At 70.5% G+C, this 22,886-nt stretch carries 23 protein-coding genes and 1 pseudogene; 6 read left to right on the top strand and 18 right to left on the bottom strand.

What is annotated here, in order from left to right; all coding sequences use genetic code 11:
- Positions 1–27: 27 nt before the first annotated feature.
- Positions 28–426 carry a MerR family transcriptional regulator gene (locus AC07NS_RS04380; protein ID WP_494601719.1) on the bottom strand — a complete coding sequence of 133 codons (399 nt, stop codon included), beginning with the start codon at positions 424–426 and terminating at the stop codon, positions 28–30.
- Between the two features lie 62 nt (positions 427–488).
- Here AC07NS_RS04380 and AC07NS_RS04375 point away from each other — a divergent pair, with 62 nt between their 5' ends.
- Complete coding sequence (locus AC07NS_RS04375; protein ID WP_494601718.1) at positions 489–1,163, top strand: cation efflux transmembrane domain-containing protein; 675 nt, start codon at positions 489–491, stop codon at positions 1,161–1,163.
- On the opposite strand, the gene AC07NS_RS04370 is transcribed toward AC07NS_RS04375, so the two are convergent.
- The 3 genes from AC07NS_RS04370 to AC07NS_RS04360 form a co-directional block, all read right to left on the bottom strand.
- A complete protein-coding gene (locus AC07NS_RS04370) occupies positions 1,160–1,600 on the bottom strand; it encodes a hypothetical protein (RefSeq protein ID WP_494601716.1) in 441 nt (146 codons plus the stop codon). The two genes, AC07NS_RS04375 and AC07NS_RS04370, sit on opposite strands and share 4 nt — an antisense overlap.
- 65 nt (positions 1,601–1,665) lie before the next feature.
- The gene (locus AC07NS_RS04365; protein WP_494601715.1) at positions 1,666–2,286 is read right to left on the bottom strand and encodes a cysteine hydrolase family protein; all 621 of its coding nucleotides are present in this window, start codon (positions 2,284–2,286) and stop codon (positions 1,666–1,668) included.
- A gap of 272 nt (positions 2,287–2,558) precedes the next feature.
- Complete coding sequence (locus AC07NS_RS04360) at positions 2,559–4,187, bottom strand: PAS domain-containing sensor histidine kinase (protein ID WP_494601713.1); 1,629 nt, start codon at positions 4,185–4,187, stop codon at positions 2,559–2,561.
- 175 nt (positions 4,188–4,362) lie between these two features.
- On the opposite strand from AC07NS_RS04360, the gene purD reads away from it, so the two are divergent.
- The 3 genes from purD (at position 4,363) to AC07NS_RS04345 (ending at position 8,505) form a co-directional block, all read left to right on the top strand.
- Positions 4,363–5,646 (top strand): phosphoribosylamine--glycine ligase, encoded by a 1,284-nt coding sequence (purD, locus tag AC07NS_RS04355; protein WP_494601711.1) that lies wholly within the window; start codon positions 4,363–4,365, stop codon positions 5,644–5,646.
- Between the two features lie 208 nt (positions 5,647–5,854).
- Positions 5,855–6,928, top strand: coding sequence for a phosphotransferase family protein (locus AC07NS_RS04350; RefSeq protein WP_494601709.1), 1,074 nt, complete (start codon positions 5,855–5,857; stop codon positions 6,926–6,928).
- 278 nt (positions 6,929–7,206) lie between these two features.
- A complete protein-coding gene (locus AC07NS_RS04345) occupies positions 7,207–8,505 on the top strand; it encodes a metal-dependent hydrolase family protein (RefSeq protein ID WP_494601708.1) in 1,299 nt (432 codons plus the stop codon).
- A 165-nt stretch (positions 8,506–8,670) separates the two neighbouring features.
- Here the strand turns inward: AC07NS_RS04345 and lpxK are convergent, their stop codons facing one another.
- From lpxK to AC07NS_RS04320, 5 genes are all read right to left on the bottom strand, one after another.
- Positions 8,671–9,675: a tetraacyldisaccharide 4'-kinase gene (gene lpxK, locus AC07NS_RS04340; RefSeq protein ID WP_494601707.1), complete on the bottom strand. Its 1,005-nt coding sequence runs from the start codon at positions 9,673–9,675 to the stop codon at positions 8,671–8,673.
- Complete coding sequence (locus AC07NS_RS04335; RefSeq protein WP_494601706.1) at positions 9,672–10,937, bottom strand: 3-deoxy-D-manno-octulosonic acid transferase; 1,266 nt, start codon at positions 10,935–10,937, stop codon at positions 9,672–9,674. Before AC07NS_RS04335 ends, lpxK begins: the two co-directional genes overlap by 4 nt.
- Complete coding sequence (locus AC07NS_RS04330; RefSeq protein ID WP_494601705.1) at positions 10,934–11,956, bottom strand: cation diffusion facilitator family transporter; 1,023 nt, start codon at positions 11,954–11,956, stop codon at positions 10,934–10,936. Before AC07NS_RS04330 ends, AC07NS_RS04335 begins: the two co-directional genes overlap by 4 nt.
- A gap of 176 nt (positions 11,957–12,132) precedes the next feature.
- Positions 12,133–12,831 (bottom strand): lysophospholipid acyltransferase family protein, encoded by a 699-nt coding sequence (locus AC07NS_RS04325; RefSeq protein ID WP_494601703.1) that lies wholly within the window; start codon positions 12,829–12,831, stop codon positions 12,133–12,135.
- The gene (locus AC07NS_RS04320) at positions 12,828–14,621 is read right to left on the bottom strand and encodes an ABC transporter ATP-binding protein (RefSeq protein ID WP_494601701.1); all 1,794 of its coding nucleotides are present in this window, start codon (positions 14,619–14,621) and stop codon (positions 12,828–12,830) included. The genes AC07NS_RS04325 and AC07NS_RS04320 overlap by 4 nt, the downstream gene beginning before the upstream one ends.
- A gap of 129 nt (positions 14,622–14,750) precedes the next feature.
- On the opposite strand from AC07NS_RS04320, the gene AC07NS_RS04315 reads away from it, so the two are divergent.
- Positions 14,751–15,416 carry a protein tyrosine phosphatase family protein gene (locus tag AC07NS_RS04315; protein ID WP_494601700.1) on the top strand — a complete coding sequence of 222 codons (666 nt, stop codon included), beginning with the start codon at positions 14,751–14,753 and terminating at the stop codon, positions 15,414–15,416.
- 149 nt (positions 15,417–15,565) lie between these two features.
- On the opposite strand, the gene AC07NS_RS04310 is transcribed toward AC07NS_RS04315, so the two are convergent.
- From AC07NS_RS04310 to AC07NS_RS04285, 6 genes and pseudogenes are all read right to left on the bottom strand, one after another.
- Complete coding sequence (locus tag AC07NS_RS04310) at positions 15,566–15,790, bottom strand: DUF4170 domain-containing protein (protein ID WP_494601698.1); 225 nt, start codon at positions 15,788–15,790, stop codon at positions 15,566–15,568.
- Positions 15,791–15,820: 30 nt separating this feature from the next.
- Positions 15,821–16,600, bottom strand: coding sequence for a 3'(2'),5'-bisphosphate nucleotidase CysQ (locus tag AC07NS_RS04305; RefSeq protein WP_494601696.1), 780 nt, complete (start codon positions 16,598–16,600; stop codon positions 15,821–15,823).
- Positions 16,600–17,931, bottom strand: coding sequence for a TldD/PmbA family protein (locus AC07NS_RS04300; RefSeq protein WP_494601694.1), 1,332 nt, complete (start codon positions 17,929–17,931; stop codon positions 16,600–16,602). Before AC07NS_RS04300 ends, AC07NS_RS04305 begins: the two co-directional genes overlap by 1 nt.
- A 55-nt stretch (positions 17,932–17,986) precedes the next feature.
- Positions 17,987–18,388 (bottom strand): MAPEG family protein, encoded by a 402-nt coding sequence (locus AC07NS_RS04295; RefSeq protein WP_110121118.1) that lies wholly within the window; start codon positions 18,386–18,388, stop codon positions 17,987–17,989.
- Between the two features lie 95 nt (positions 18,389–18,483).
- Complete coding sequence (locus tag AC07NS_RS04290; RefSeq protein ID WP_494601868.1) at positions 18,484–18,906, bottom strand: SDR family oxidoreductase; 423 nt, start codon at positions 18,904–18,906, stop codon at positions 18,484–18,486.
- Between the two features lie 79 nt (positions 18,907–18,985).
- A pseudogene (locus AC07NS_RS04285) lies at positions 18,986–19,201 on the bottom strand (SDR family NAD(P)-dependent oxidoreductase); the annotation flags it as partial.
- Between the two features lie 75 nt (positions 19,202–19,276).
- Here AC07NS_RS04285 and AC07NS_RS04280 point away from each other — a divergent pair.
- A complete protein-coding gene (locus AC07NS_RS04280) occupies positions 19,277–20,203 on the top strand; it encodes a LysR family transcriptional regulator (RefSeq protein ID WP_494601693.1) in 927 nt (308 codons plus the stop codon).
- A 225-nt stretch (positions 20,204–20,428) separates the two neighbouring features.
- Here AC07NS_RS04280 and AC07NS_RS04275 read toward each other — a convergent pair whose 3' ends face one another.
- The 3 genes from AC07NS_RS04275 to AC07NS_RS04265 are packed head-to-tail and all read right to left on the bottom strand — an operon-like array spanning position 20,429 to position 22,873.
- Entirely contained in the window at positions 20,429–22,261 is a 1,833-nt protein-coding gene (locus AC07NS_RS04275; RefSeq protein ID WP_494601691.1) for a M14 family metallopeptidase, read from the bottom strand.
- A 40-nt stretch (positions 22,262–22,301) separates the two neighbouring features.
- Entirely contained in the window at positions 22,302–22,619 is a 318-nt protein-coding gene (locus AC07NS_RS04270; protein WP_494601689.1) for a type II toxin-antitoxin system PemK/MazF family toxin, read from the bottom strand.
- Positions 22,613–22,873, bottom strand: a complete 261-nt coding sequence (locus tag AC07NS_RS04265) for an AbrB/MazE/SpoVT family DNA-binding domain-containing protein (RefSeq protein ID WP_494601687.1) — start codon at positions 22,871–22,873, stop codon at positions 22,613–22,615. The genes AC07NS_RS04270 and AC07NS_RS04265 overlap by 7 nt, the downstream gene beginning before the upstream one ends.
- Positions 22,874–22,886: the final 13 nt, after the last annotated feature.

Genomic DNA, 22,886 nt, shown 5'->3' with positions numbered 1-22,886 from the left:
GCTGCGACCATATCGGTCGCCGGGAGATCAGCCGCCCCGCAGCCGCTCCAGGATCCCGCAGTCGGCCACCGTGTCGCTGTGGCAGTGGTCGAGCATCTCGCGCAGGTCCTCGCGCATGGCCTGAAGGTCGGCGATCTTGCGTTCGACCTCGGCCAGTTGGTCGCGGGCCAGGGCGTCGACCTCGCCGCAGGGGCGGTCGGTCGCGTCGGCGAGATCCAGCAGGGCGCGGATGCGGTCCAGGCCGAACCCCAGGTCGCGCGAGCGCTTGACGAAGGCCAGCCGCCGCTCGTGGGCGGCCTCGTAAGCGCGGTAGTTGCCGTCGGTGCGCGGCGGCTTGGGCAGCAGGCCCATGCGCTCGTAATAGCGGATGGTCTCGACCGGTACGCCCGTGCGGCGGGCGAGGTCTCCGATTGAAAGCGCTGACATGCTCTTGACCCTGTAGCGACTACAGGGTGCAGACATAGGCCCTCTTTCGAGGAGGTCCAGAGATGGCCAACTGCTGCGGCGATGATCTGTGCAAGGCCGACGCCCCCGCGCCCTCGGGGCGCTGGCGGCTGGCGCTGTGGATCGCTCTGGTTATCAACGGCGGCATGTTCCTGGCCGAGGGGGTGGCGGGCCTCTTGTCAGGCTCGGCGGCGCTGCAGGCCGACTCCCTGGATTTCCTGGGCGACGCGGCCAATTACGCCATCAGCCTGGGCGTCGCGGGCCTGGCCCTGACCTGGCGGGCGCGGGCGGCGATGCTGAAGGGCGCGACCATGCTGGCGTTCGGCGGCTGGGTGTCGGCCATGACCGTCTGGGGCGTGATCGCCGGACGCACGCCCGAGGCGCCGGTGATGGGAACCCTGGGGCTGATCGCCCTGGTCGCCAATGTCGGGGTGGCGGCGCTGCTGTTCGGCTTCCGCACCGGCGACGCCAACATGCGCTCGGTGTGGATCTGCTCGCGTAACGACGCCATCGGCAACGTGGCGGTGATGCTGGCGGCCGCCGGCGTGCTGGGCACCGGTTCGCGCTGGCCCGACCTGGCGGTGGCCGCGGTGATGGCGGGCCTGGCCTTGCAGGGCGGCTGGCAGATCGTCCGTCAGGCGCGGGCCGAGCTGCGTCAGGCCAAAACGCAGGCCGAGGCGCCGCCCCGCTTCAGCGTGGCGGCGCGCAGCCGCGGCTAGGGCGTCGTCTCCAGCAGGCGCGCGTCGTACTGCCGGGCGAAGGCCAGCGGATAGGACTGGCTGACCTGGTAGCCGGGGCCGTCGCGCCGGCGCATCAGGTAGAGCACCCAGGTGTCGCCGACCTTGGCGATCGGCTGGCCGTCGTCGCAGGCCGTCGGCTGGGCCGTGCGGCCGATCTCGAAGGCGGTTTGGTCCGGCGCGCCGACCACCGCGCTGGTCGCCGTGACCTGGGCGCTCCAGGGCCGATCCCGGTCGCCCTGGTCCTGGTCCAGGCCGTCCGTGTAGAGCGCCTGGTCGACCCGGGCCAGGAGCACGGCGTCGTAGGTGGTCCGGCGGATACGATCCTTGGCCGGCATGTTGTAGTAGCAGGCCTGGGCGGCGCCGGCCGTGGTCAGGGCTAGCCCGGCGCTCAAGGCGATGAAAGTCAGGCGGCGCATGCAGCGTCTCCCCCGCGAAATCCCTCGACCGCAATCTTGGCGGGAATTGTGGCGGGCGCGCGGCGTCAGGCGCCGATCGCGGCCGTCACCTCCTCGGCCGTCACGATGGCGTGGGCGTAGGTCGGGGCGTTGATGGCGTGGGCCGCGTGCAGGGCCTCGTCCGAGAACGCCGCCGTGGCGTCGGTGACCAGGGTGACGTGATAGCCCAGCTCGGCGGCGAAGCGGCCGGTGCCCTCGATGCAGGTGTTGGCCACCAGGCCGATCAGGATCACGTGGGTGATCTCGCGCTGCTTGAGGCGGTAGTCGAGGTCGGTGTTGGCGAAGCCGCTCGACCCCCAGTGCTCGGTGACGATCACATCGCCGGGCAGGGGCGCGAAGTCGGGATGCCACTCACCGCCCCAGGCGTCCTTCTCGAACACCAGGGCCCGGGCGCTGCCCTGCAGATAGGGCGAGGGATGCTTCCAGCCGTCCAGATCGCCCAGGGCGAAGCGGTGGTGGGGCACGACGAACAGCGGTAGTCCCGCGCTCCGCGCCGCGGCGACCACGGCCTTCAGCCGCCCGTGCAGGCCTTCGGCCCCCTGGGTCGCCGCCACCCTGGGCCACAGCTTGCCGCCGTCGGCCAGGAAGTCGTTGTAGGGATCGACGAACAGCAGGGCGGTGCGGCCCTGGGGATAGGCGAGGCTCATGGCGGGGCTCCCGGCGGCGAGGCCGTCAGGAGGCGCGCGATCGGCGCGCAGGGCTTGGATGATCCGGTCGTGGCGGGGGCTTTTACCGCCTCCCAAACTCCCGTCATTCTCGCCCTTGTGGCGAGAAGCCCTCTCTCCGCCGCAAGGGCGGATGGAGCGGCGTGCTGAGCACGCCGCCTGCGCCTCACGTGGAAGCGGAACCAGGGGTTCCCGCCACAAGGGCGGGAATGACGGGATGGAAGGAGAGTGGCGTAGTCGCTGAGCCCCAGCCCCTAGACCGCTTCCCCCGCCAGGTCGCAGGCCTGGGCGATGCTGTCGAACAGGGCCGAGACGGTGATCGGCTTGGCCAGGTGCAGGTCGGCGCCGGCGGCGAGGCACGCTTCCACCTGATGGGGCATGGCGTTGGCGGTCAGCGAGATGATCGGGATGCGCGGCCGGCCGGCGGCGCGCTCGCGCATGCGGATCTCGCTGATGGCGGTCAGGCCGTCCATCACCGGCATCTGGGTGTCCATCAAGACGAGGTCGAAGGCCTGGCTTTCATAGGCCGCCAGGGCCGCCTCGCCGTCGGCGGTGATGACGAGATCGGCGGCGCCGTCGAGCATCAGCTCCACGACCCGTTGGTTGGTGGGGTGGTCCTCGGCCAGCAGCACGCGCAGGCGTTCCGGCGCGGGCGCTCTGGTCGGGCGGCGGGCGGGCGCGGGCTCTTCGGGGGCGGCGGTGTCCAGGCGGGCGGTGAAGGTGAAGCAGGCGCCCTCGCCGGGCGTCGAGCGGCAGGCGATGTCGCCGTCCATCAGTCGCGCGAAGCGCCGGGCGATCGACAGCCCCAGGCCCGAGCCGCCGAACCGCCGGGTGATCGAGCCGTCGCCCTGGACGAAGCGCTCGAACAGGCTGGCTTGCACCTGCGGGGTAAAGCCCTCGCCGGTGTCCTCGACCGTGACGACCAGGCGGATGGCCTCGCCCTCGATCTGAGTGCGGGCGTGGACGGCCACATGGCCCTCGCTGGTGAACTTGACCGCGTTGCTGATCAGGTTGCTGACGATCTGGCCGAACTTCAGGGCGTCGCCGCTGACCCGGTCGTGGAAGCCGTCGTCGAAGCTCAGCGAGAAGTTCAGGCCCTTCTGGTGGGCCAGGCCCTCGAAGGTGGCGGCGGTGGCGATCAGCGCGCCGCGCAGATTGAAGGGGGCGGGCTCCAGCCCGACCTCGCCAGCCTCGACCTTGGCCAGATCCAGAATGTCGCTGAGCAGGGCGTTCAAGGTGCGGCCCGAGCCCAGGATCACGTCCATCATCTCGCGCTGGCGCGGGGTCAGCTCGGTCTGGGCCAGCACCTGGGCCATGCCCAGCACGCCGTTCAGGGGGGTGCGGATCTCGTGGCTCATATTGGCCAGGAACTCGCTCTTGGCGATGCTGGCGGCGCGGGCGCTCTCCAGCGCCGCCTCCAGCGCCACGGCCGAGGCCTTACGCTCGGTGATGTCCTCGCTGATGATCAGCAGCAGCTTCTCGTCGCCCTCGCCGGGGATGGCGATCTTCTTGGTTTGCAGCCAGCGGTCGCCGTTGTGCGGGGTCTTCAGCGGCTCCTCGTCGATGACCCAGACCTCGTCGCTCTCCAGCACCTTGCGGTCCATCTCGGCGAAGAAGGCGGCCTGATCGGCGGGGAAGAAGTCGGCGTCGCGGCGGCCGATCAGGGCCTCGCGGGGCACGCCCAGCAGCTCTTCGCCGGCGCGGTTGACCAGCACGAAGCGGCCGTCGCGGCCGTTCTTGACCACCAGCATGGCCGGCACGCTCTCGACCACGGCGTCGAGGAAGGCCCAGGAGTGCAGGGCTTCCGGCGTCGACGGCGTGGCGGGCGCGCCGGCGTCGGCCGGCGCGGCGTCGCGCGCGTTCGGGAGATTGTCTCTGGCCATGACCTCGCGGTTCGCCCCCTAAGGCGCGTCCAGCCCCGACGCGCGTATTCGCACGCATGGAAGCCCGCGAGCGGCGCCGCGGGCAACGGCGCCAAGCGTCGCAGGCCAGGGCGCGGGACGATAGGACGCAGCCCGACCTTGACCCGGGGCCGCGCCCGCGCGACATCCCCGGCTCATGGAAAAGCTGACCATCCTCCTCGTCGGGTCCGGCGGGCGCGAGCACGCCCTGGCCTGGAAGATCGCGCAATCGCCGCTGTGCGGCCGCCTCGTCGCCGCGCCCGGCAATCCGGGTATCGCGGCCGTGGCCGAGCTGAAGCCGGTCAAGGCCACCGACGCCGACGGCCTGGTCGCTCTGGCTCAAGAGATCGGCGCGGACCTGGTGGTGGTCGGCCCGGAATCGGCCCTCGAAGTCGGCCTCGCCGACAAGCTCGCCGAAGTCGGCATCCCCTGCTTCGGCGGATCGCAGCGCGCGGCCCAGCTGGAAACCTCCAAGGCCTTCACCAAGGACTTCTGCAAGCGCCACGACCTGCCGACCGCCGCCTACGGCGTGTTCGAGGACGCGGCTTCGGCCGGGGCCTTCCTCGACACCCTGGAAGCCCCGTTCGTGATCAAGGCCGACGGCCTGGCCGCCGGCAAGGGCGTGGTGATCGCCGAGACCCGCGAAGCGGCCGACGCCGCGGTGGTCGACATGCTGGGCGGCCGCTTCGGCTCGGCCGGCGCCCGCGTCGTCATTGAGGAGTTCATGCACGGCGAGGAGGCCTCGCTGTTCGCCCTCTCCGACGGCAAGACCGCCGTGCTGTTCGGCGCGGCCCAGGACCACAAGCGCGCCTATGACGGCGACGAGGGCCCCAACACCGGCGGCATGGGCACCTATTCGCCGCCGCCCGTGCTGACCGACGCCCTGGTCGAGCAGGCCTGGCGCGAGCTGATCGTGCCGACCGTCGAGGGCATGGCCGCCGAGGGCAACCCGTATGTGGGCGTGCTCTATGCGGGCCTGATGCTCACCCCGACGGGTCCCAAGCTCGTCGAGTACAACGCCCGCTTCGGCGATCCCGAATGCCAGGTGCTGATGCTGCGCCTGGAGAGCGACATCGTCCCGATCCTGCTGGCGGCCGCCAAGGGCGAGCTGGCTTCGGCCGAGCCGCCCAAGTGGCGCGACGAGGCGGCGATCTGCGTGGTGCTGGCGGCCGAGGGCTATCCCGACGCCCCCAAGACCGGCGGCCTGATCCAGGGCGCCGAGGCCGACTACGGCCACGAGGCCGAGATCTTCCACGCCGGCACGACCCGCGACGCCGAGGGAAACCTCGTGGCCTCGGGCGGCCGGGTGCTCAACGTCTGCGCCCTGGGCGCGACGCTGCACGAGGCCCGCGACGTGGCCTATGCGGCGCTGGGGACGGTCAGCCTGGAAGGCGGGTTCTATCGCAGCGACATCGGCTGGCGGGCGCTCAGCCAGCACTAGTCGGATCCCTGGAAGAACCCTTCCCCCTTGATGGGGGAAGGGCAGGGTTGGGGGTGATCTGCTGAACTGGCCGCCCGCGCCAGCCGCCGACGCCGTAGCCACCCCCATCCCCGACCCTTCCCCCATCAAGGGGGAAGGGGGTTTTGTATTGCGCCCGACGTCGTCGTCTCTAAACTCCCATTCAAACAAATGTTGGGAGTGAAGCGCCGTGGCCGAGCCGTCCGCTCAGGAGCTGAATTCGGGCACCAAGCCGGTCGATCCGCGCCATGCGATCGACGAGGCCGCCCTGGCCGCCTGGCTGGAGGCCAATGTCGAGGGCTATGCCGGCCCGCTGGAGGTGCGCCAGTTCAAGGGCGGCCAGAGCAATCCCACCTACCAGCTGGTGACGCCGGCCAAGCGCTACGTCCTGCGCCGCAAGCCGCCGGGCAAGCTGCTGCCCAGCGCCCACGCGGTGGATCGCGAGTTCAAGGTGATCTCGGGCCTGCACAAGGCCAGCTTCCCGGTCGCCCGGCCCTACGCCCTGTGCATGGACGAGGGCGTGATCGGCACGATCTTCTACGTGATGGACAACGTCGAGGGCCGCATCCTCTGGGACGGGACCCTGCCCGACTATGCGCCGCCTGAGCGTCGGGCGATCTACGAGGCCCAGATCGACACCCTGGCGGCCCTGCACACCGTCGACTACGCCGCCGTCGGCCTGGCCGACTACGGCAAGCCGGGCAACTACTTCACCCGCCAGATCGACCGCTGGACCAAGCAGTACCGCGCCAGCGAGACGACCAAGATCGACGAGATGGACCGGCTGATCGAGTGGCTGCCGGTCAGCGCGCCCAGCGACGACCAGACCTCGATCGTCCACGGCGACTACCGTCTCGACAACATGATCCTGCATGCGACCGAGCCCAAGGTGATCGCGGTGCTGGACTGGGAGCTGTCGACCCTGGGCAATCCGCTGGCCGACTTCACCTATTTCCTGATGAACTGGGTGATGCCGTCGGATCAGCGCGGGGGGCTGGCCGAGATCACCGACCTGACGGCCTATGGCATCCCGACCATCGACGAGGCCGTGGCTCGCTACTGCGCCGCCACCGGGCGGCAAGGCCTGCCGCAGCTGGACTGGTACTTCAGCTACAACCTCTTCCGCCTGGCCGGCATCTGCCAAGGCATCGTCGGCCGGGTGCGCGACGGCACCGCCGCCAGCGCCCATGCGCAGCTGATGGAGGCCCGGGTGCCGGTGCTGGCCAAGGGGGCGTGGAGCTTCGCCAAGAGGGCGGGGGCCTAGGGCCTTTTCCGAGACCAAACACAGTTTGCTTTCCTGGGCCTCGTGCCCAGGATCCATGGTTCAGCCTGCTCAGACCTTTCGAGAACGGCCGAGGTCTGAGTAGCCGCCGGCATGGGCCCTCGCCACTAGGGCGAGGGAGGCGATGATTTTTGACGGGCCTTGCTGGGTGGCCCTCTCTCCGCCGAAAGAAAATGGCGTGACAGCCGCGCCCTGACCCCGCCATCCTGCCGCCAAACGCCCCTGGGGAGGGGCGAAACGTTCCAGAGGGGCCTAACTCCATGCGTATCCGTTCCCTGGCCGCCGCCGCGCTCGGCGTCGCGGCCGCCGCCCTGTCGTTCGCCGCCGCCCAGGCAGCGGGCCCGCTGACGTTCGTCCAGGCCGGCAAGCTGCTGGCCGATCCGGCCACCGGCAAGGTCGAGACCGCCAAGACCGTGGTCGTGCAGGACGGCAAGGTGGTGCGCATCGCCGACGGCTACGTGTCCGAGCCCGGCGGGGTGGTGGTCGACCTCAAGGACCGCTTCGTGCTGCCCGGCCTGATCGACAGCCACGTGCACCTGACCGGCCAGCAGGGCCCCAATTCGCGCCTCGACGAGGTGACCCAGTCTTCGGCCGACCAGGCGATGGTCGGGGCCGGCTACGCCCGCAAGACCCTGATGGCCGGCTTCACCACCGTCGCCGACCTGGGCGCCGACAACGACGCCATCTTCGCCCTGCGCGCCGGCATCAAGCGCGGCGACGTGGTCGGCCCGCGGATCATCGCCGCCGGTTCGGCCGTGTCGATCCACGGCGGCCACGGCGACATCAACGGCTTCCGCGAGGACGTCATGCACGTGCTGCGGCCGGAGTCGGTGTGCTCGGGTCCCGACGACTGCCGCCGCGCGGTGCGCGAGCAGGTCTGGCGCGGCGCCGACGTGATCAAGATCACCGCGACCGGGGGCGTGCTCTCCAACACCGCCGCGGGCCTCTCCCAGCAGTTCAGCGACAGCGAGCTGGCCGCCATCGTCGAGAGCGCCCACCGCATGGGCCGCCGAGTCACCGCCCACGCCCACGGCGTCGACGGCATCAACGCCTTCCTCAAGGCCGGCGGCGACTCCATCGAGCACGGCACCTATCTCGACAATGAAAGCATCGCCCTCTTCAAGAAGAACGGCGCCTATCTGGTGCCGACCCTGATGGCCGGCGACTTCGTGGCCCGCATCGCCGCCAGCCCGGGTAACTTCTTCACGCCGGCCCAGACCGCCAAGGCCCTGGAAGCCGGCCCCAAGATGCTCGACATGGCCCGCCGCGCCCACGACGGCGGCGTCAAGATCGCCTTCGGCACCGACAGTGGCGTCAGCGCCCACGGCGACAACGCCTATGAGTTCGTGCTGCTGACCCGCGCTGGGCTCTCGCCGATCGAGGCCATCCGCACGGCGACGGTGAACGCGGCCGACCACCTGGGTATTACGGCCGAGGCCGGCTCGCTGGCGCCCGGCAAGGCGGCCGACCTGATCGCGGTCGAGGGCGACCCGCTGGCCGATGTTTCCGTGCTCCAGAAGGTGGATCACGTGATCAAGGGCGGGGTGGTCGTCAAATAATCCCTCTCCCCTTGCGGGAGAGGGTGGCCTCCCGGAGGGAGGTCGGGTGAGGGGTCGATAGTCCGTTCCGCCGCGTCGGCTGAACGACGGGGTACAGCCGTTCGCGTTTGAGAGACCCCTCATCCGTCGGCTTCGCCGCCACCTTCTCCCGCAAGGGGAGAAGGATTACGCCAGGCCCGCCAGCACCCGCGCCAGCGCCTCCTCATCCTCGAACCGCGCCCGTACCGGCCAGGCGGCCACCCGGTCGCGCCAAGCGGGCGGCAGGCGGATCCAGTCCTTCTCCGTCGTGACCAGGCTGGCGCCCAGGTCCCGCGCCCGTTCGGCGAGGCCCCGCAGGGTGTCCTCGCTGTAGGTCCCATGGTCGGGGAAGGGGGCGAAGTCGACGAGATCGCAGCCGGCGGCCTGCAGGGCGCGTTCCACCTTCCAGGGTTTGCCGACACCGGCGAAGCCCACCTGCGGCCCGCCCGGCGGCGGGGCGGCCGGCTCCAGGCGGGCGATCAGCACGGGCTTCGACGCCAGCAGGGCCAGCAGTTCCGGATCGGCTTCAGCCAAGTCGGCCGGCAGCAGCACGATCACCGCGTCGGCTCTCGCCAGACCCACGGCCAGGGGCTCGCGCATCGGCCCGGCGGGGAACACCCGGCCGTCGCCGAACGGCCATTCGTCGTCGCGGGTCTCGCCGTCGACCACCACCAGCGACAGGGTCTTGGCCAGGTCCGGGTTCTGGTGGCCGTCGTCCATGACGATGACCTGGGCGCCGGCCGCGGCGGCGGCCTTGGCCCCGGCGACGCGGTCGCGCGAGATCCAGATCGGGAAGTCCTGGGCCAGCATCAGCGGCTCGTCGCCGACCTCGCCGGCCTTGTGGCGCGCGGGATCCACCCGCAGCGGTCCCTTCAGCGACCCGCCATAGCCGCGCGACAGGCCGTGGGCCGCCACCCCGCCGTTGGAGAGCACCAGCAAGAGCTCGCGGACGATCGGCGTCTTGCCGACCCCGCCGGCGGTGAGATTCCCGACGCAGATCACCGGCGCGCCGGGATCTTCTGGGCTGGCCTTGGCGATGCGACGGGCCGTGGCGCTCGCCCACAGCCAGGACAGCGGCGTCAACAGGGCGCGGGTCAGGGGGGCGGGGCCGCCTTCGCGGCGATACCACCAGCGCGGGGTCGAGAGCTTCATGCGGCCGCCTCCGGTACCAGTTCCAGGATGCGCGACAAGCCGGCCCGGGCGGCGTCGTCGCGGGCCTCGACGAAGGCCTTGGCGCGGGCGGCCTGGGCCTTCAGCCGTTCGGGCGTCTCGAGCAGGACCGACAGCCGCTCGCCCAGCACCGAGGCGTCGGCATAGGCCACGCCCTCGACGGCGGCGAGGTCGCCGAAAGCCGTCAGCCAGTTCTCCACATGCGGGCCGGAGACCACAGGGCAGTCCAGCCGCGCCGGCTCCAGCGGGTTGTGGCCGCCGATCCCGGGGACCAGGCTGCCGCAGACCAGCGCCAGGTCGGCCAGGCGGTACCACAGGCCCATCTCGCCCAGGGTGTCGGCGACGATCACCTCGGCCACGGCGTCGTGGACCTGGCTGCGGCGCACGGCCTCGAGGCCGCGCTCGCGGGCCATCTCCAGGATCTCCTCGCCGCGCACGGGATGGCGGGGCACGATCACCAGGCGCGGGGCCAGGTGGAAACCGGCCACGGCGTCGAGGATGACCTCGTCCTCGCCCGGATGGGTGCTGGCGGCCAGCAGCAGCGGCCGGTCGGTCAGCTGGAAGCGCAGGCGGGCGTATTCGGCCTCGTCGACCGGCAGGGAGGCTGAGCCGAACTTGAGGTCGGCTTCGCCGGCCACGCTTCCGCCAAGGCTGGCGAAGCGGTCGGCGGCGCGGCCGTCCTGGGCCAGGATCAGGTCGAAGCCCGAGAACAGCCAGGCGGCCGCCAGCGGGCGCGCCTGCCAGCTGCCGTAGCTCCTGTCCGACAGCTTGGCCGAGACGAGGGCCAGCTTCGTCCCGCGCGCCTTGGCGGCCAGCAGCAGGTTGGGCCACAGCTCGCTCTCGACGAAGACGGCCAGGTCCGGCCGCCAGTGGTCGAGAAAGCGCGCGGCGCCGCCCGGGGTGTCGACCGGCAGATACTGGTGGATCGCGCCGGCCGGCAGGCGCTTGGCCAGCAACTGCGCCGAAGTGACGGTGCCCGAGGTGACCAGGATCGCCGCGTGCGGCCGCTCGGCCCGCAGGCGCTCGACCAAGGGCAGGATCGACAGGCTCTCGCCGACGCTGGCGCCGTGCAGCCAGACCAGCACGCCGCCGGGGCGCGGGATGGCGGGCTTGCCCAGGCGTTCGTTCAGGCGGGCGGGGTCTTCCTTGCCCTTGGCGGCGCGGCGGCGCAGCAGGGCCGGCGCGATCGGCGTCAGGGCCGTGGTCGCGGCGCGGTACAGCGCCAGGGAGAAGGGCAGGCTCACACGCTGCCTTCGGCCGCCAGGGCGCAGGGGTGGGCGTGGCCGCCGCGCTCGATCTGGATGGTCGAGTGGCCGATGTTGAAGCGCTTGGAGAGCTCGCCGCAGACGTCGTGCAGGAACTGGTCGTGGTCGCTCTCGTCGGGCCGGACGATGTGGGCGGTCATGGCCGTCTCGGTGGTGCTCATGGCCCAGATGTGCAGGTCGTGCACCTCGGCCACGCCCGGACGGGCGGCCAGCCAGTCGGCCACGGCCTTGGGGTCGATGCCGCGCGGGGCGGCGTCCAGCGCCAGGTCGAGGGAGTCGCGCAGCAGGCCCCAGGTGCCCAGCACGATGACCACGACGATGGCCAGGCTGACCACCGGGTCCAGCCACAGCCAGCCGGTGGCCCACATCAGCAGGGCGGCGACCACCACCCCGGCCGAGACGGCGGCGTCGGCGGCCATGTGCAGGAAGGCCCCGCGCACATTGAGGTCGTCCTTGCTGCCGCGCATGAACATCAGGGCCGTGGCGGTGTTGATGGCGATGCCGATGGCGGCCACGACCATGACCGGGCCGGTCTCGACGGGCTGCGGATCGGCGAAGCGGCGCACGGCCTCCCAGGCGATGGCGCCCACGGCCACCAGCAGCAAAGCCGCGTTGGTCAGGGAGGCCAGGATCGTGCCCTTGCGCAGGCCGTAGGTGCGGCGGCCCGTCGGGGCGCGCTTGGCCAGCACGGCGGCGCCCCAGGCCAGCAGCAGGCCCAGCACGTCCGACAGATTGTGGCCGGCGTCGGCCAGCAGGGCCAGCGAACCGGTGACGAAGCCGGCGACGGCCTCGGCCGCCACGAAGGCCAGGTTCAGCGCCGTGCCGATCGCGAAGGCGCGCCCGAAGTCGGCCGGGGCGTGGCTGTGGCCGTGGTGACCGTGGGAATGCCCGTGATGGTGGCCGTGTCCGTGGCCATGGGCGTGCCCGTGATCATGACCCTGGTGGTCATGATCGTGGTCGTGATGGTCGTGATCGTGGCCCGGATGGTCGTGCGGCATGGGGTCTACATCCCACCAAGGGAGGCGGGGATCAATATTCGAAGGAACCTCCCCCTGTGGGGGAGGTGATCGCGTAGCGATCGGTGGGGGGAGTGACTGCGAACTCGCCCGATGCCTGGGAACCTGAAAACGGCCCCCCACCGGCCTTCGGCCGCCTCCCCCACAGGGGGAGGTTCCTATAGGCCCACGATCTCCTCAGCCCGCCGCGTCGCCGCCGACAGCCGGGCCTCCCACTCGCCCACGAGCGCCTCGGGATCGTCGCCGCGGCCCGCGCCGGTGGGGCCGTCCCAGACCATGGCGGCCTTGGCGAAGGGCAGGGGGATCAGCGTCTGGTCCCAGGAGCCCAGACGGATGCAGGGCTTGGCGGCCAGGCCGACGAAGATCACCGGCGCGCCGGTGAAGCGGGCCAGGGTCGGGGTGCCCTTTTCCATGTGCTCAGCCGGACCGCGCGGGCCGTCCGGCGTGATGGCGATGCCGCCGCCGTCCTTCACCCACTTGATCATGTCACGGAAGGCCTGCTCGCCGTGCTTGTTCTTGCCAAGATCCGACTTCTTGGCCGACGAGCCGCGGATCGAGGGAAAGCCGAGCTTTTCGACCGTACGGGCGATGAACTCGCCGTCGTTGGACAGCGAGATCAGGGCGCGCATGTCCTGGCGGGCCGGGCTCTGCGGCCAGCTGAGCGGCGAGAGCGGGATGCGCGAATGCCAGAAGCACAGGATCGCGCCCGTGCCCTGGGTGCGGCCCTGCGCCCACACGCCCTCGGCCTTGTCCTGGCCCTCGATGGTCATGCGCAGGGTGGCGAACACCAGCTTGGAATAGCCGGCGAAGATCGACGACAGGATCTTGATGACGATGGGCGAGCGCAGGGGCCTCAAGAGGCGGTCTCCTCTGAGGGGGCGTCAGGCGCGTGGTCGAGGTCCTGGGCCTTGGCCAGGCGGGCGTAGAGGCCCTTGGCGCGGACAAGGCCCGCGTGGGTTCCGGTCTCGACGACGCGGCCCTTGTCGATGACGTAGATGCGGTCGGCGTGCTTCACGGTCGACAGGCGGTGGGCGATCAGGATCGTCGCGCGGCCGGCCATCAGCCGCTCCAGCGCCGCCTGCACGAGGGCCTCGCTCTCGGTGTCGAGCGCGCTGGTGGCCTCGTCGAGCAGCAGGATCGGGGCGTTCTTCAGGAAGGCCCGGGCGATGGCGATGCGCTGGCGCTGGCCGCCCGACAGACGCGCGCCGGCCTCGCCGACCCGGGTGGCGTAGCCCTCGGGCAGGGCGCTGACGAAGTCGTGGGCGGCGGCCTGGGCGGCGGCGGCCTCGATCTGCGCGTCCGTCGCGTCCGGCTTGGCGTAGGCGATGTTGGCGCGGATGGTGTCGTCGAACAGGAACGGCTCCTGGGTCACCAGGGCGATGCGGTCGCGCAAGCTGGCCAGGGTCACCGAGCGCACGTCGTGGCCGTCGATGCTCACCACGCCGCCGGTCACGTCGTAGAAGCGCGGGATCAGGTTCAGGATCGAGCTCTTGCCGCCGCCCGAGGGGCCGACCAGGGCCACGGTCTCGCCCCGGCGCACGGTCAGCGACACGTCCGACAGGGCCGGGGCGTTTTCGCCATAGGCGAAGTCGACATGGTCCAGGCTCACCGAGCCGTCGCCGGCCGGCAGGGCCTTGGCGTCAGCGGGATCGACGATGGCCGGCTCGACGTCCAGCGCGGCGAACAGCCGGCGGGCGGCGGTGAAGCCTTCGCTGAACACGGTCTGCAGGTTGGAAACCTGGCGCAGCGACTGGCCGGCGACCAGCAGGCCGCCCAGGAAGCCCAGGAAGTCGCCGGGCGTGATGCCGCCGCCCAGCGCGCGCCAGCCGGCGTAGAAGAACACCGCCGCGACGATCATCATCGTGAAGGTCTCGGTCGTCGGGGCGGCCATGGCCTTGGCGTTGCTGCCCTTGATCAGATGCTTCTGGCGGCGATCGACCACCTCGGCGACGCGGGCCTGCTCATAGGCCTCGCGGTTCTCCATCTTGACGATCTTGACCCCGTCCAGGCTCTCCATGATCGCCGTCGACAGGTTGGAGGTCTCGCCCATGGCGCCCTTGGCGGCCTTGCTGGTCTTCTTCGAGAACCGCCGGGTGATCAGGCTGACCAGCGGCGCGATCAGCAGCACGGCCACGGTCAGGACGGGCTCGTAGCGCAGCATGGCCACGATGGCGCCGACCACGATCAGGGCCTCGCGCACGTAGTTGATGACGCCGGTGGTCGCCGCTTCGCGGATCAGGCCCGCGTCGTACAGCATCGAGGCGACGTACGAGCCCGAATGGGCGCCGCGCAGGCGCGAGAGGTCGGCCCGCACCAGCTTGCCGAACAGGGCGACCTGCACGTCGCCGACCAGGCCGTTGCCGATGGCGCTGATGACCCGGGCCTGGATCACCTGGCAGATCCCGCGCGCGACGGCGATGCCGACGATGGTCAGCGGGATCGCCCACAGGGCCCCGGGCTTGGGATGGCCGATCAGGTCGTCGACGGCCGGCCCGGTGAGATACAGCAGTCTGGAGGTCAGATAGGCGACGGCGGCGGCCGTCACGACCGACACCGCCAGCCCCTTCCAGCGCGGCCGCAGATAGTCGCGCCAGACCCGCGCGGCCAGGGCGCGGTTGGAAAGCTCGGTCTCGGCGGCGTCGGTCATGGGCGAGGGGTCGGATTTCGAAAGGGGGCTGTCAAGGACGCCCGCGCATCAGTGCTGGGCCAAACGACACGGGGTTTTGCAATAATCCCCTGTGGGCCCTATCTAGGCGCGTTTTCAGAGGATCGCCACTTGGCCGGTTTCGACCTTTCCACGCGCTGGGGGCGCTTCAAGACCTACCTCCACTACATGTGGAACGATCACGCCTATCTGCGCGTGGGCTTCACCAACGCCCATTGGGTCAGCCCCGAGCTCGTGCGCACCAACCAGCCCTGGCCGTTCCAGCTGGCCTGGTGGAAGAAGCAGGGCATCAAGACGGTGGTGAACCTGCGCGGCGGCTTCGACGGCAGCTTCTACGCGCTGGAGAAGGACGCCTGCGAGCGCCTGGGCATGAAGATGGTCGACTTCACCATCACCTCGCGCGAGGTGCCGATCCGCCAGCGGGTGCACGGCGCCAGGGAACTGTTCGAGACGATCGAGTACCCGGCCCTGATCCACTGCAAGTCGGGAGCCGACCGGGCGGGCATCATGAGCGTGCTCTACGCCCACTATCGCCTGGGCCTGCCGATCGAGGAGGCCAAGAAGCAGCTGTCGGGCCGCTACCTCCACATCAAGGAGGGCAACACCGGCGTGCTCGACTACACCTTCGACCAGTACCTGGAGCGCGGCGCGCCCAAGGGCCTGACCTTCACCCAGTGGGTGGACAGCGACGACTACGATCCGGTGGCGATGAAGAAGACCTTCCGCGCCGGCATGCTCGGCAAGGTGCTGACCGACAAGCTGCTGCGGCGGGAGTAGGCAGGAAGGAACCTCCCCCTGTGGGGGAGGTGATCGCGAAGCGATCGGAGGGGGGCGTAGCTGCTGAGACGGCCAACGCCTCGGCAGCTGAAAACGTCCCCCCACCGGCCTTAAGGGCCGCCTCCCCCAGAGGGGGAGGTTCTCTCAGATCAAGCCGCGCTCGGATCCAGCAGCTTGTGGGCGTGGATGATGAAGTAGCGGGCGTGGGCGTTGTCGACCGTGGCCTGCGCCTTGGCCTTCCAGGCGGCGTGGGCGTCGTTGTAGGTCGGGTAGGCGCCGACGAATTCCACCTTCGAGAGGTCACGGAACTCGGTTCCGGCGACATCCTTCAGTTCGCCGCCGATCACGAGATGAAGAAGCTGCTTGTCGGACATGGGGGAGCACGATCCTGCGGTAGATTATGATTATGGCAGGTCGATATGCCCGACGCGTGACAGGATCAACGGGTGAAGCGCCCTATTCGCGCAAACCAAGCTCGGAACCGTCGGATTCGGCTGGTTGTAGGCGAATTTTCGGCCGAGGTGATCGGTAAGCAACGCTCCGGCCTCGTCGCAGATCAGGTCGGCGGCCGCCAGGTCCCACTCGCTCTTGGGGCTCAGCGCGATCGCCGCGTCGAAGGCGCCGGCCGCCACCAGGCAGACCCGATAGGCGATGGAGTTGCGGGCCTCGATCCGCATCGGCGGCCAGGGCGTGCGCCAGGCCGGGTGGGCGAACATCTTGGCGTCGCCCAGCATGGCCGAGCCGTCCAGCGCCTCGGTCGGGCTGGGGGCGATGGCCGCGCCGTTCAGGGTCGCGCCGCCGCCGAGGGTAGCGGCATAGGTTTCATCCAGGGCCGGGGCGTGGACGACGCCGGCGATCGGGCGGCCGTTCTCGACCACGGCCACCGAGACGGCGAACCACGGCCGGCCCTTCATGAAGGCCACCGTGCCGTCGATCGGATCGACCACGAACTGGCGCGCGGTGTCGAGCCGGGTCGGATCGTCGACCGTCTCCTCCGACAGCCAGCCGTAGTCGGGCCGGGCGGCGCGCAGGCGCTCCTTCAGCAGGGCGTCGACGGCCAGGTCGGCGTCGGTGACCGGCGAGCCGCCTTCCTTCGACCAGATCTTCACGCCGCCTTCCCGAGCCTTCAGGGCCAGGGCGCCGGCCTCGCGGGCCGCGTCGAGGATCAGGTCGAGGTCGCTCATCATTTGCCCGCGATCGCCAGGCCGTCGACCAGCAGGGACGGGCTGTTGCTGGCCCCGCGGATCTCCAGGTCGGACCCCACGACCAGCCGGCCGTAGATGTCGATCAGGTTGCCGGCCACGGTGATCTCGGTGACCGGATAGGCGATCTGGCCGTTCTCGAACCAGAAGCCCGAGCAGCCCACCGACCAGTCGCCGGTGTTGCCGTTCAGGGACGGACCGAACATCGAGGTGATGAACAGGCCGTCCTTGGCCTGGCCCATCAGGCCGGCCAGATCGAGTTCGCCCGGCTCGAGCGTCAGGTTGTGGGTCGAGACCCCGGGCGGGCCGGCCGAGCCGCGCGACGCGTGGCCGGTGGTCTCCAGGTTCAGCTGGCGGGCGCTGGCGCTGTTGAGCAGCCAGGTGGTCAGCACGCCGTCGTCGATCAGGGCGCGATGCACGGTGGCCACGCCCTCGTCGTCGAACGGGGCCGAGCCCAGGCCGCGCACGCGGTGCGGGTCTTCGGTCAGCTGCACGCCGGCGGCGAAGATCTTCTGCCCCAGCTTGTCCTTCAGGAACGAGGTGCCGCGGGCGATCGAGGGGCCGGAGATGGCGCCGATCAGCGGGCCGATCAGCGACATGGCCAGGCGGTTCTCGAAGATCACCGGGGCGGTGGTCGAGCCGATCTTGCGGGCGTTGAGGCGCGAGACGGCCTGACGGCCGGCCTTGTCGCCGATGGCCTGGGGCGTGGGCAGGTCTTCGGCGTGACGCACCGAACGGCCTTCGCCGCCGCGCTCCATGCCCGCGCCCTCGCCGGCGATGGCCGAAGCCGAGAGGCCAAAGCCCGTGGCCGCGTGCAGGCCCGAGAAGCCGTCGCTGGTGACCAGGCGCCAGGCCGTGGAGCTCCAGCTCGACGAGCCGCCGTCGGAATTGGTCACGCCCTCGACCGCGCGGGCGGCCTCTTCGGCCTCGCGGGCCTGGGTTTCCAGGGTCTCGGCGGTGGGTTCGTAGGCGTCGACCAGGTCGAGCTCGGGGAACGGGCCCTTGGCCAGGCGGTCGCGAGGCGCGAAGCCGGCGTAGGGATCCTCGGGGGCCAGGCGGGCCATGGCCACGGCGCGCTCGATCAGCTTGGCGCGGGCCTCGGGGCTGACGTCGGAGCCGGAGACGGTGGCGCTGCGGCGACCGACGAAGACGCGCAGGCCCAGGTCCTTGGCCTCCTCGCGCTCGACTTCCTCCAGCTCGCCCAGGCGTACGCCCACCGACAGGGATTGGCGCTCGGCGAACACGGCCTCGGCGGCGTCGGCCCCGGCCTTGCGCGCGGCGGCGACGACGTCATGCAACAGGTTTTCGTCCATGGGGCCTTATGACGAGCCGGGGCGGGCGGAGCAAGCGCCGCCGGCCCCGTGAAATTCAGGGAATGGCGTAGAACAGCAGGATGACGCCGCCGAAGACATAGGCCAGCCAGGTGCAGATCATGCCGACGGCGCGCGGGATCGACACCCCGCCGCTGCGCGACAGGCCCACGGCGTGGATCAGGCGGCCGGCGAACAGCACGAAGCCGACGCCATGCACGGCGATGATCGGCGCGCCGACCACGGCCAGCACCGCCAGCACGCCAAGGCCCGTGGGGATGTATTCGCTGGCGTTGCCGAAGGCGCGGATGGCCTGGGCCAGCTCCGGCACGCCGCCGTCGCCCAGGGCCACCTTGTGCTTCTGGCGCAGGCGCACGACCAGCAGCGACAGCACCAGCAGCAGGAAGACGTGCAGGCCGGCCCAGAGGGCGGCGGCGTGGCCGGCGGCGGAAACGTCCATGGCGCGGACCCTTCGGAACAGAAAGCGGGGCCGCATATGGGCCCGGCTTCCGCCCGGAAGGCAACTGGTAACGTGGCGTAAGGTTGAGTGTGGGGTCAGCGCAGGCTGTAGCCGCCGTCCGCGAACAGGGTGGTTGCGGTGGTGAAGCCGTTGCTCAGCAGGAAGAGCACCGCCTGGGCGATCTCGGCCTCGCCGCCGGGGCGGCCGACCAGCGAACCCGCCGTCTGACCGGCGAAGGCGGCCTCGCGCGCCTCGGCGGGACGGCGCGCCCAGAGGTCGCCGTCGATCGTGCCGGGGGCGACGACGTTGACCCGCACCGGCGCGAGGTCCACCGCCAGGCCGCGTCCGAAAGCCTCGATCGCGCCGTTGGCGGCGGCGTAGAGGGCCGCGCCTTTCGGTGGCCGGGCGCTGGCGGCGCCGGACATCAGCACCACCGAACCGTCGGGCGACAGCTTCGGCGCGGCGGCGCGGACGCAGCGCACCTGGCCCCAGAACTTGCCGTCGAACGGCGAGGCGATGGGCCGCTTCGTCGGGATGGTCGAAGGGGGCGATCGTGTAGGTCGCGGCCGGGGTGAACAGGTGGTCGATGTGGTCGAGGGGGGCGAAGAACCGCGCGACCGAGGCCGTGTCGAAGAGGTCTATGGTCGCGGCCTGGGCGTTGGGGCCGAGCTGCTGCTGGGCCGCCTCCAGCCGGTCGGCCGAGCGTCCGCCGATCACCACGCGGCCGCCGCCATCGACGAACGCCTTCGCGGTGGCCAGCCCGATCCCCGAGCCGCCGCCGATCACCACCAGGGTCTTTCCATCGTACTGCATGGCCGGAAGGCTAGGCGGCGGACGAGCACGACGGAAACGACTTGAATTCCGATTATTCCGGACTTCAGTGCGGGAATGATCTTACTCCCCTCCCTCGACCGCTATGGCGGCGTGCGGGCCTTCGTGGCCGTGGCCGAGCACGGCGGTTTCGCCGCCGCTGCGCCGGCGCTGGGCCTGTCGCCCTCGGCCGTGGGCAAGGCGGTGCAGCGGCTGGAGGCCCGGCTGGGCGTGCGCCTGCTGGCCCGCACCACCCGCAGCGTCGCCCTGACCGAGGACGGCCGCGTTTTCCACGCCCGCTGCGTCGCGGCCCTGGCGGGGTTGGCCGAGGCGGAAGCCGAGTTGCTGCAGGGCCGGGGCGAGCCGTCGGGCCTGCTGCGCGTGGCCCTGCCGCCGCTGCTCGGCCGGGCCTTCGTCATGCCCGTGCTGCTGGAACTGGCCGCGCGCTGGCCGGCCCTGAAGCTGGAGGTGACGTTCGGCGCGCGGGCGGTGGACCTGACGGCCGAGGGCGTGGACCTGGCGGTGCGCATCGGCGACCTCGACGACCGCGCGGGCCTGGTGGCGCGGCCGCTGGGCGTGCAGCGGCGCGTAGTCTGCGCGACGCCGGCCTATCTTGAGGCGCGAGGTCGGCCGAAGACGGTCGAGGACCTGCTGGGTCACGACTGCCTGGTCGAGGCCCGCGATGGCCGCCCGACGCCCTGGCCCTATGCCGATACGGACGGGACAGCGCGGCTGCTGGCGGTCGACGGCCGCCTGCGGATCGGCGACGCCCTGGTCCTGGCCGAGGCGGCGCGAGCCGGAACCGGGATCGCCATGGTCCCCCGCTGGGTGGTTGCCGAGGATCTCGCCGCCGGCCGGCTGGAGACGGTGCTCGACGGCGTGTTCGACAGTCCCCTGCCGGTGAACCTGGTCTGGCCGCGTACGCCGTATCCGAGCGCCAAGCTGCGGGCGGCGGTGGACGCGCTGGTCGCGCGGTATGGGGCGGAGCGGCCGTGGGAGGTTTGATCTGCTCCCTCTCTCTTTGAGAGAGGGAGGGGCCCGCGCCGCAAGGCGTGGGAGGGTGAGAGGTAACAAACTTGCAGAATGAAGCGCGGGGCTTTCAGGCTGCTGCTTTTCGCGGTTGGCCGCCTTTTCGGATTTGCTTGTTGACGGTGTAACCCCTCACCCTCCCACCGCTTCGCGGCGGGCCCCTCCCTCTCCCTATGGAAGAGGGATCAAGGAGCCGCCGCCCTACTTCTCCCGGGCGATGGGGTAGAGCAGGTGGCGCTGGTCGTAGAAGGGCGTGCGCTTGTAGAACCAGGCCAGGCGCGCGTCGGGGTCGGCGGCGAACTTGGGGTCGGCGGCCAGCTTGGCCTCGAACTCGGCTTTCAGCGCCGGATCGGCGGCCATCATCTTCTCGGCCAGCGGGGCGATGGCGTAGGGCTCGATATATTCGACGCGGCTCAGCACCTCGGGGACCATGCCCCAGGCGAAGACGCTTTCGCTCGACTGCGGCTCGAGCAGCAGCACGACGAGGTCGCCCAGCGGCTGGTCGGTGGGCACGCGCACCGAGCCCTTGGGGAAGGTCCAGTCGCGGGCCTCGGTGGTCACCTGCTCGACGCTCATCTGCACGTGGCCTTCGTTGGCGCGGGGCGCGAGCGTGGGGTCCACGAGGCGCAGCATCTCGACCGGGATGACCTTGGGTGCGTCGAGCGTCTCGACCTTCACCCCGTGCAGCTTCAGCCGCTCGATGATGTCGGCGCGATAGCTGGGCACCCAGTAGGCCTTGGGACGGGCCAGCTGCAGCGTCGGGTGCGAGCCGTAGAACGGCAGCTGCCAGAGTTCGGGGTCCGGTTCGCCCAGCCAGCGGATCTCGGTCTTGCCCGAGGCGACGCTGTCATAGGTCTCGTAGCGGATGCCCTTGAAGGCGCGGGTCGTGGTCGGCTTGTCGTCGGCGACGAAGTTGGCCGGGATGGTGGCCGGGCGCAGGGCGCTGTCGGCGGCGACGGCGGTGCGCAGCGTGTCGCCCTTCTGCGCCAGCAGCTTCAGCGCCGTCTCGATGAAGACGTAGGTCCCCAGCACCCGCTGGGCGTGGGGTTTCAGGCTGTGGTTCTCGATCAAGATGGTCGGCACGTGGGCGGCCGAGCCCCAGCCGTTGGAGAACCGCTCGCCCAGGCCGCCGTCAGACAGGCCGGCCTTGGGGTTACGCTCGTCGACGCCGAACACCAGCTCGCCGGGGATATGGCCCTCGGCCTCCAGGCTCTGGTTCATGGCCGGCTTGAAGGCCTCGTCCAGCCACTTGGCGGTGGCCGGCGAGCGCGACCAGACGCCGTCCTCGCCGTTGTAGCCGTAGGTGACGTCGTACTGGTAATCCATGCCGTCGGTGACGTGGACGTCGACGTAAAGGTCGGCGTGGTACCTGGCCTGGAGCCGCTTCAGCGCCTGCATCTCGGGCTGGTCGAGCTTCATGAAGTCGCGGTTGAGGTTCTGGTTGGTGGCGGTGTTGCGCCAGCCCTGGATGCGCGGCCCGCGCTGGTTGGGCCGCGAATAGGGACCCGAGCGCTCGTGACCGTCGACCGACAGGATCGGGATCAGCACCAGATTGACCTTGTCGAGCAGGCCGTCCTTGCCGTGAAAAGCCATGTCGCGCAGCAGCATCATGCCCGCGTCCTTGCCGTCGATCTCGCCCGGGTGGATGCCGCATTGCACCAGCAGCAGCGGCTTCTTCGGATCCAGCTTGTCGCCGTCCTTGCTGGCGATCACCGCGAAGATCGGCCGGCCTTCCGGCGAGACGCCGAAGTCCTCGACGCGCACCAGCTTGGTCGCCTTGTCGAGCCGGTCGAACCAGGCGCGGGTGTCGGCGTAGGTCGGCGAGAAGTCGTGTTCGGGATCGGCCTCGAAGGCGGTGACCCACGGATCGGCCTTGTCGCGGATCAGCGCCTGGCTGGCGCCCTGCCAGTGCGGCGCGGGCGGCAGGAAGGCTTCGTCCCAGGGGGCGACGTTGGGCGGAGTCTGGGCTTGAGACATGGCAGCGCTCGCGGACAGCAGAAGGACGGCGGTGGCGATCGGAAGGATGCTTCGCATGAGCCCTTTCCTTCACCATGCCCAGGCATGCGACAAGCGGTCAGTCTTCGAAGACGCGCCTTAGGATATCGAGAAGCTCCGAAAGGACGGCTTGCTCCAACGTTCCGACCTTGCGCAACATCCGTTCCCGATCAACCGACTTGATCTGGTCGGGCAACAGAAGACCACGTCTCCCTGCAAACTCCACCAGCGGCCGAAAAGGGGATGGGCGGCTTCCCGTCGTCATTGGCACGACGATGTGAACGGGCAGATGGTTCAGCCCGTCGGGGGACACCACCACGCACGGGCGTGTCTTCCTAATTTCGCTGCCGACAGTCGGATCCAGCCGAACCAGCCAGATATCGCCGCGCGTTACCACACCCAGTCCTTATCGTCGGTCAGAGGCGCGTCCAGCCACTCCCGTTCCTCTTCGGTCAGCCCTTCGGCGGCAATGGCCTTCGCCGCCTCGGCCCAGCCCTCGCGCGGGTCAGCCTTTACGGGCGAGAGGAAGACCCGGCCATTCTCGGCCACAAAATTGATGCGATCGCCGAGCTTGGCGCCGAGTGTCTCCAACACGGGCTTAGGCAGGATCACCCCCGCCGAATTGCCGATTTTGCGGATAGCCGAGGACATGACCTACTCCGTT

Source organism: Caulobacter sp. GW821-FHT10A10 (assembly GCF_059415745.1).
Note: the sequence above shows the minus strand (reverse complement) of the source record. Positions and strands in the feature narration are given on the sequence as shown.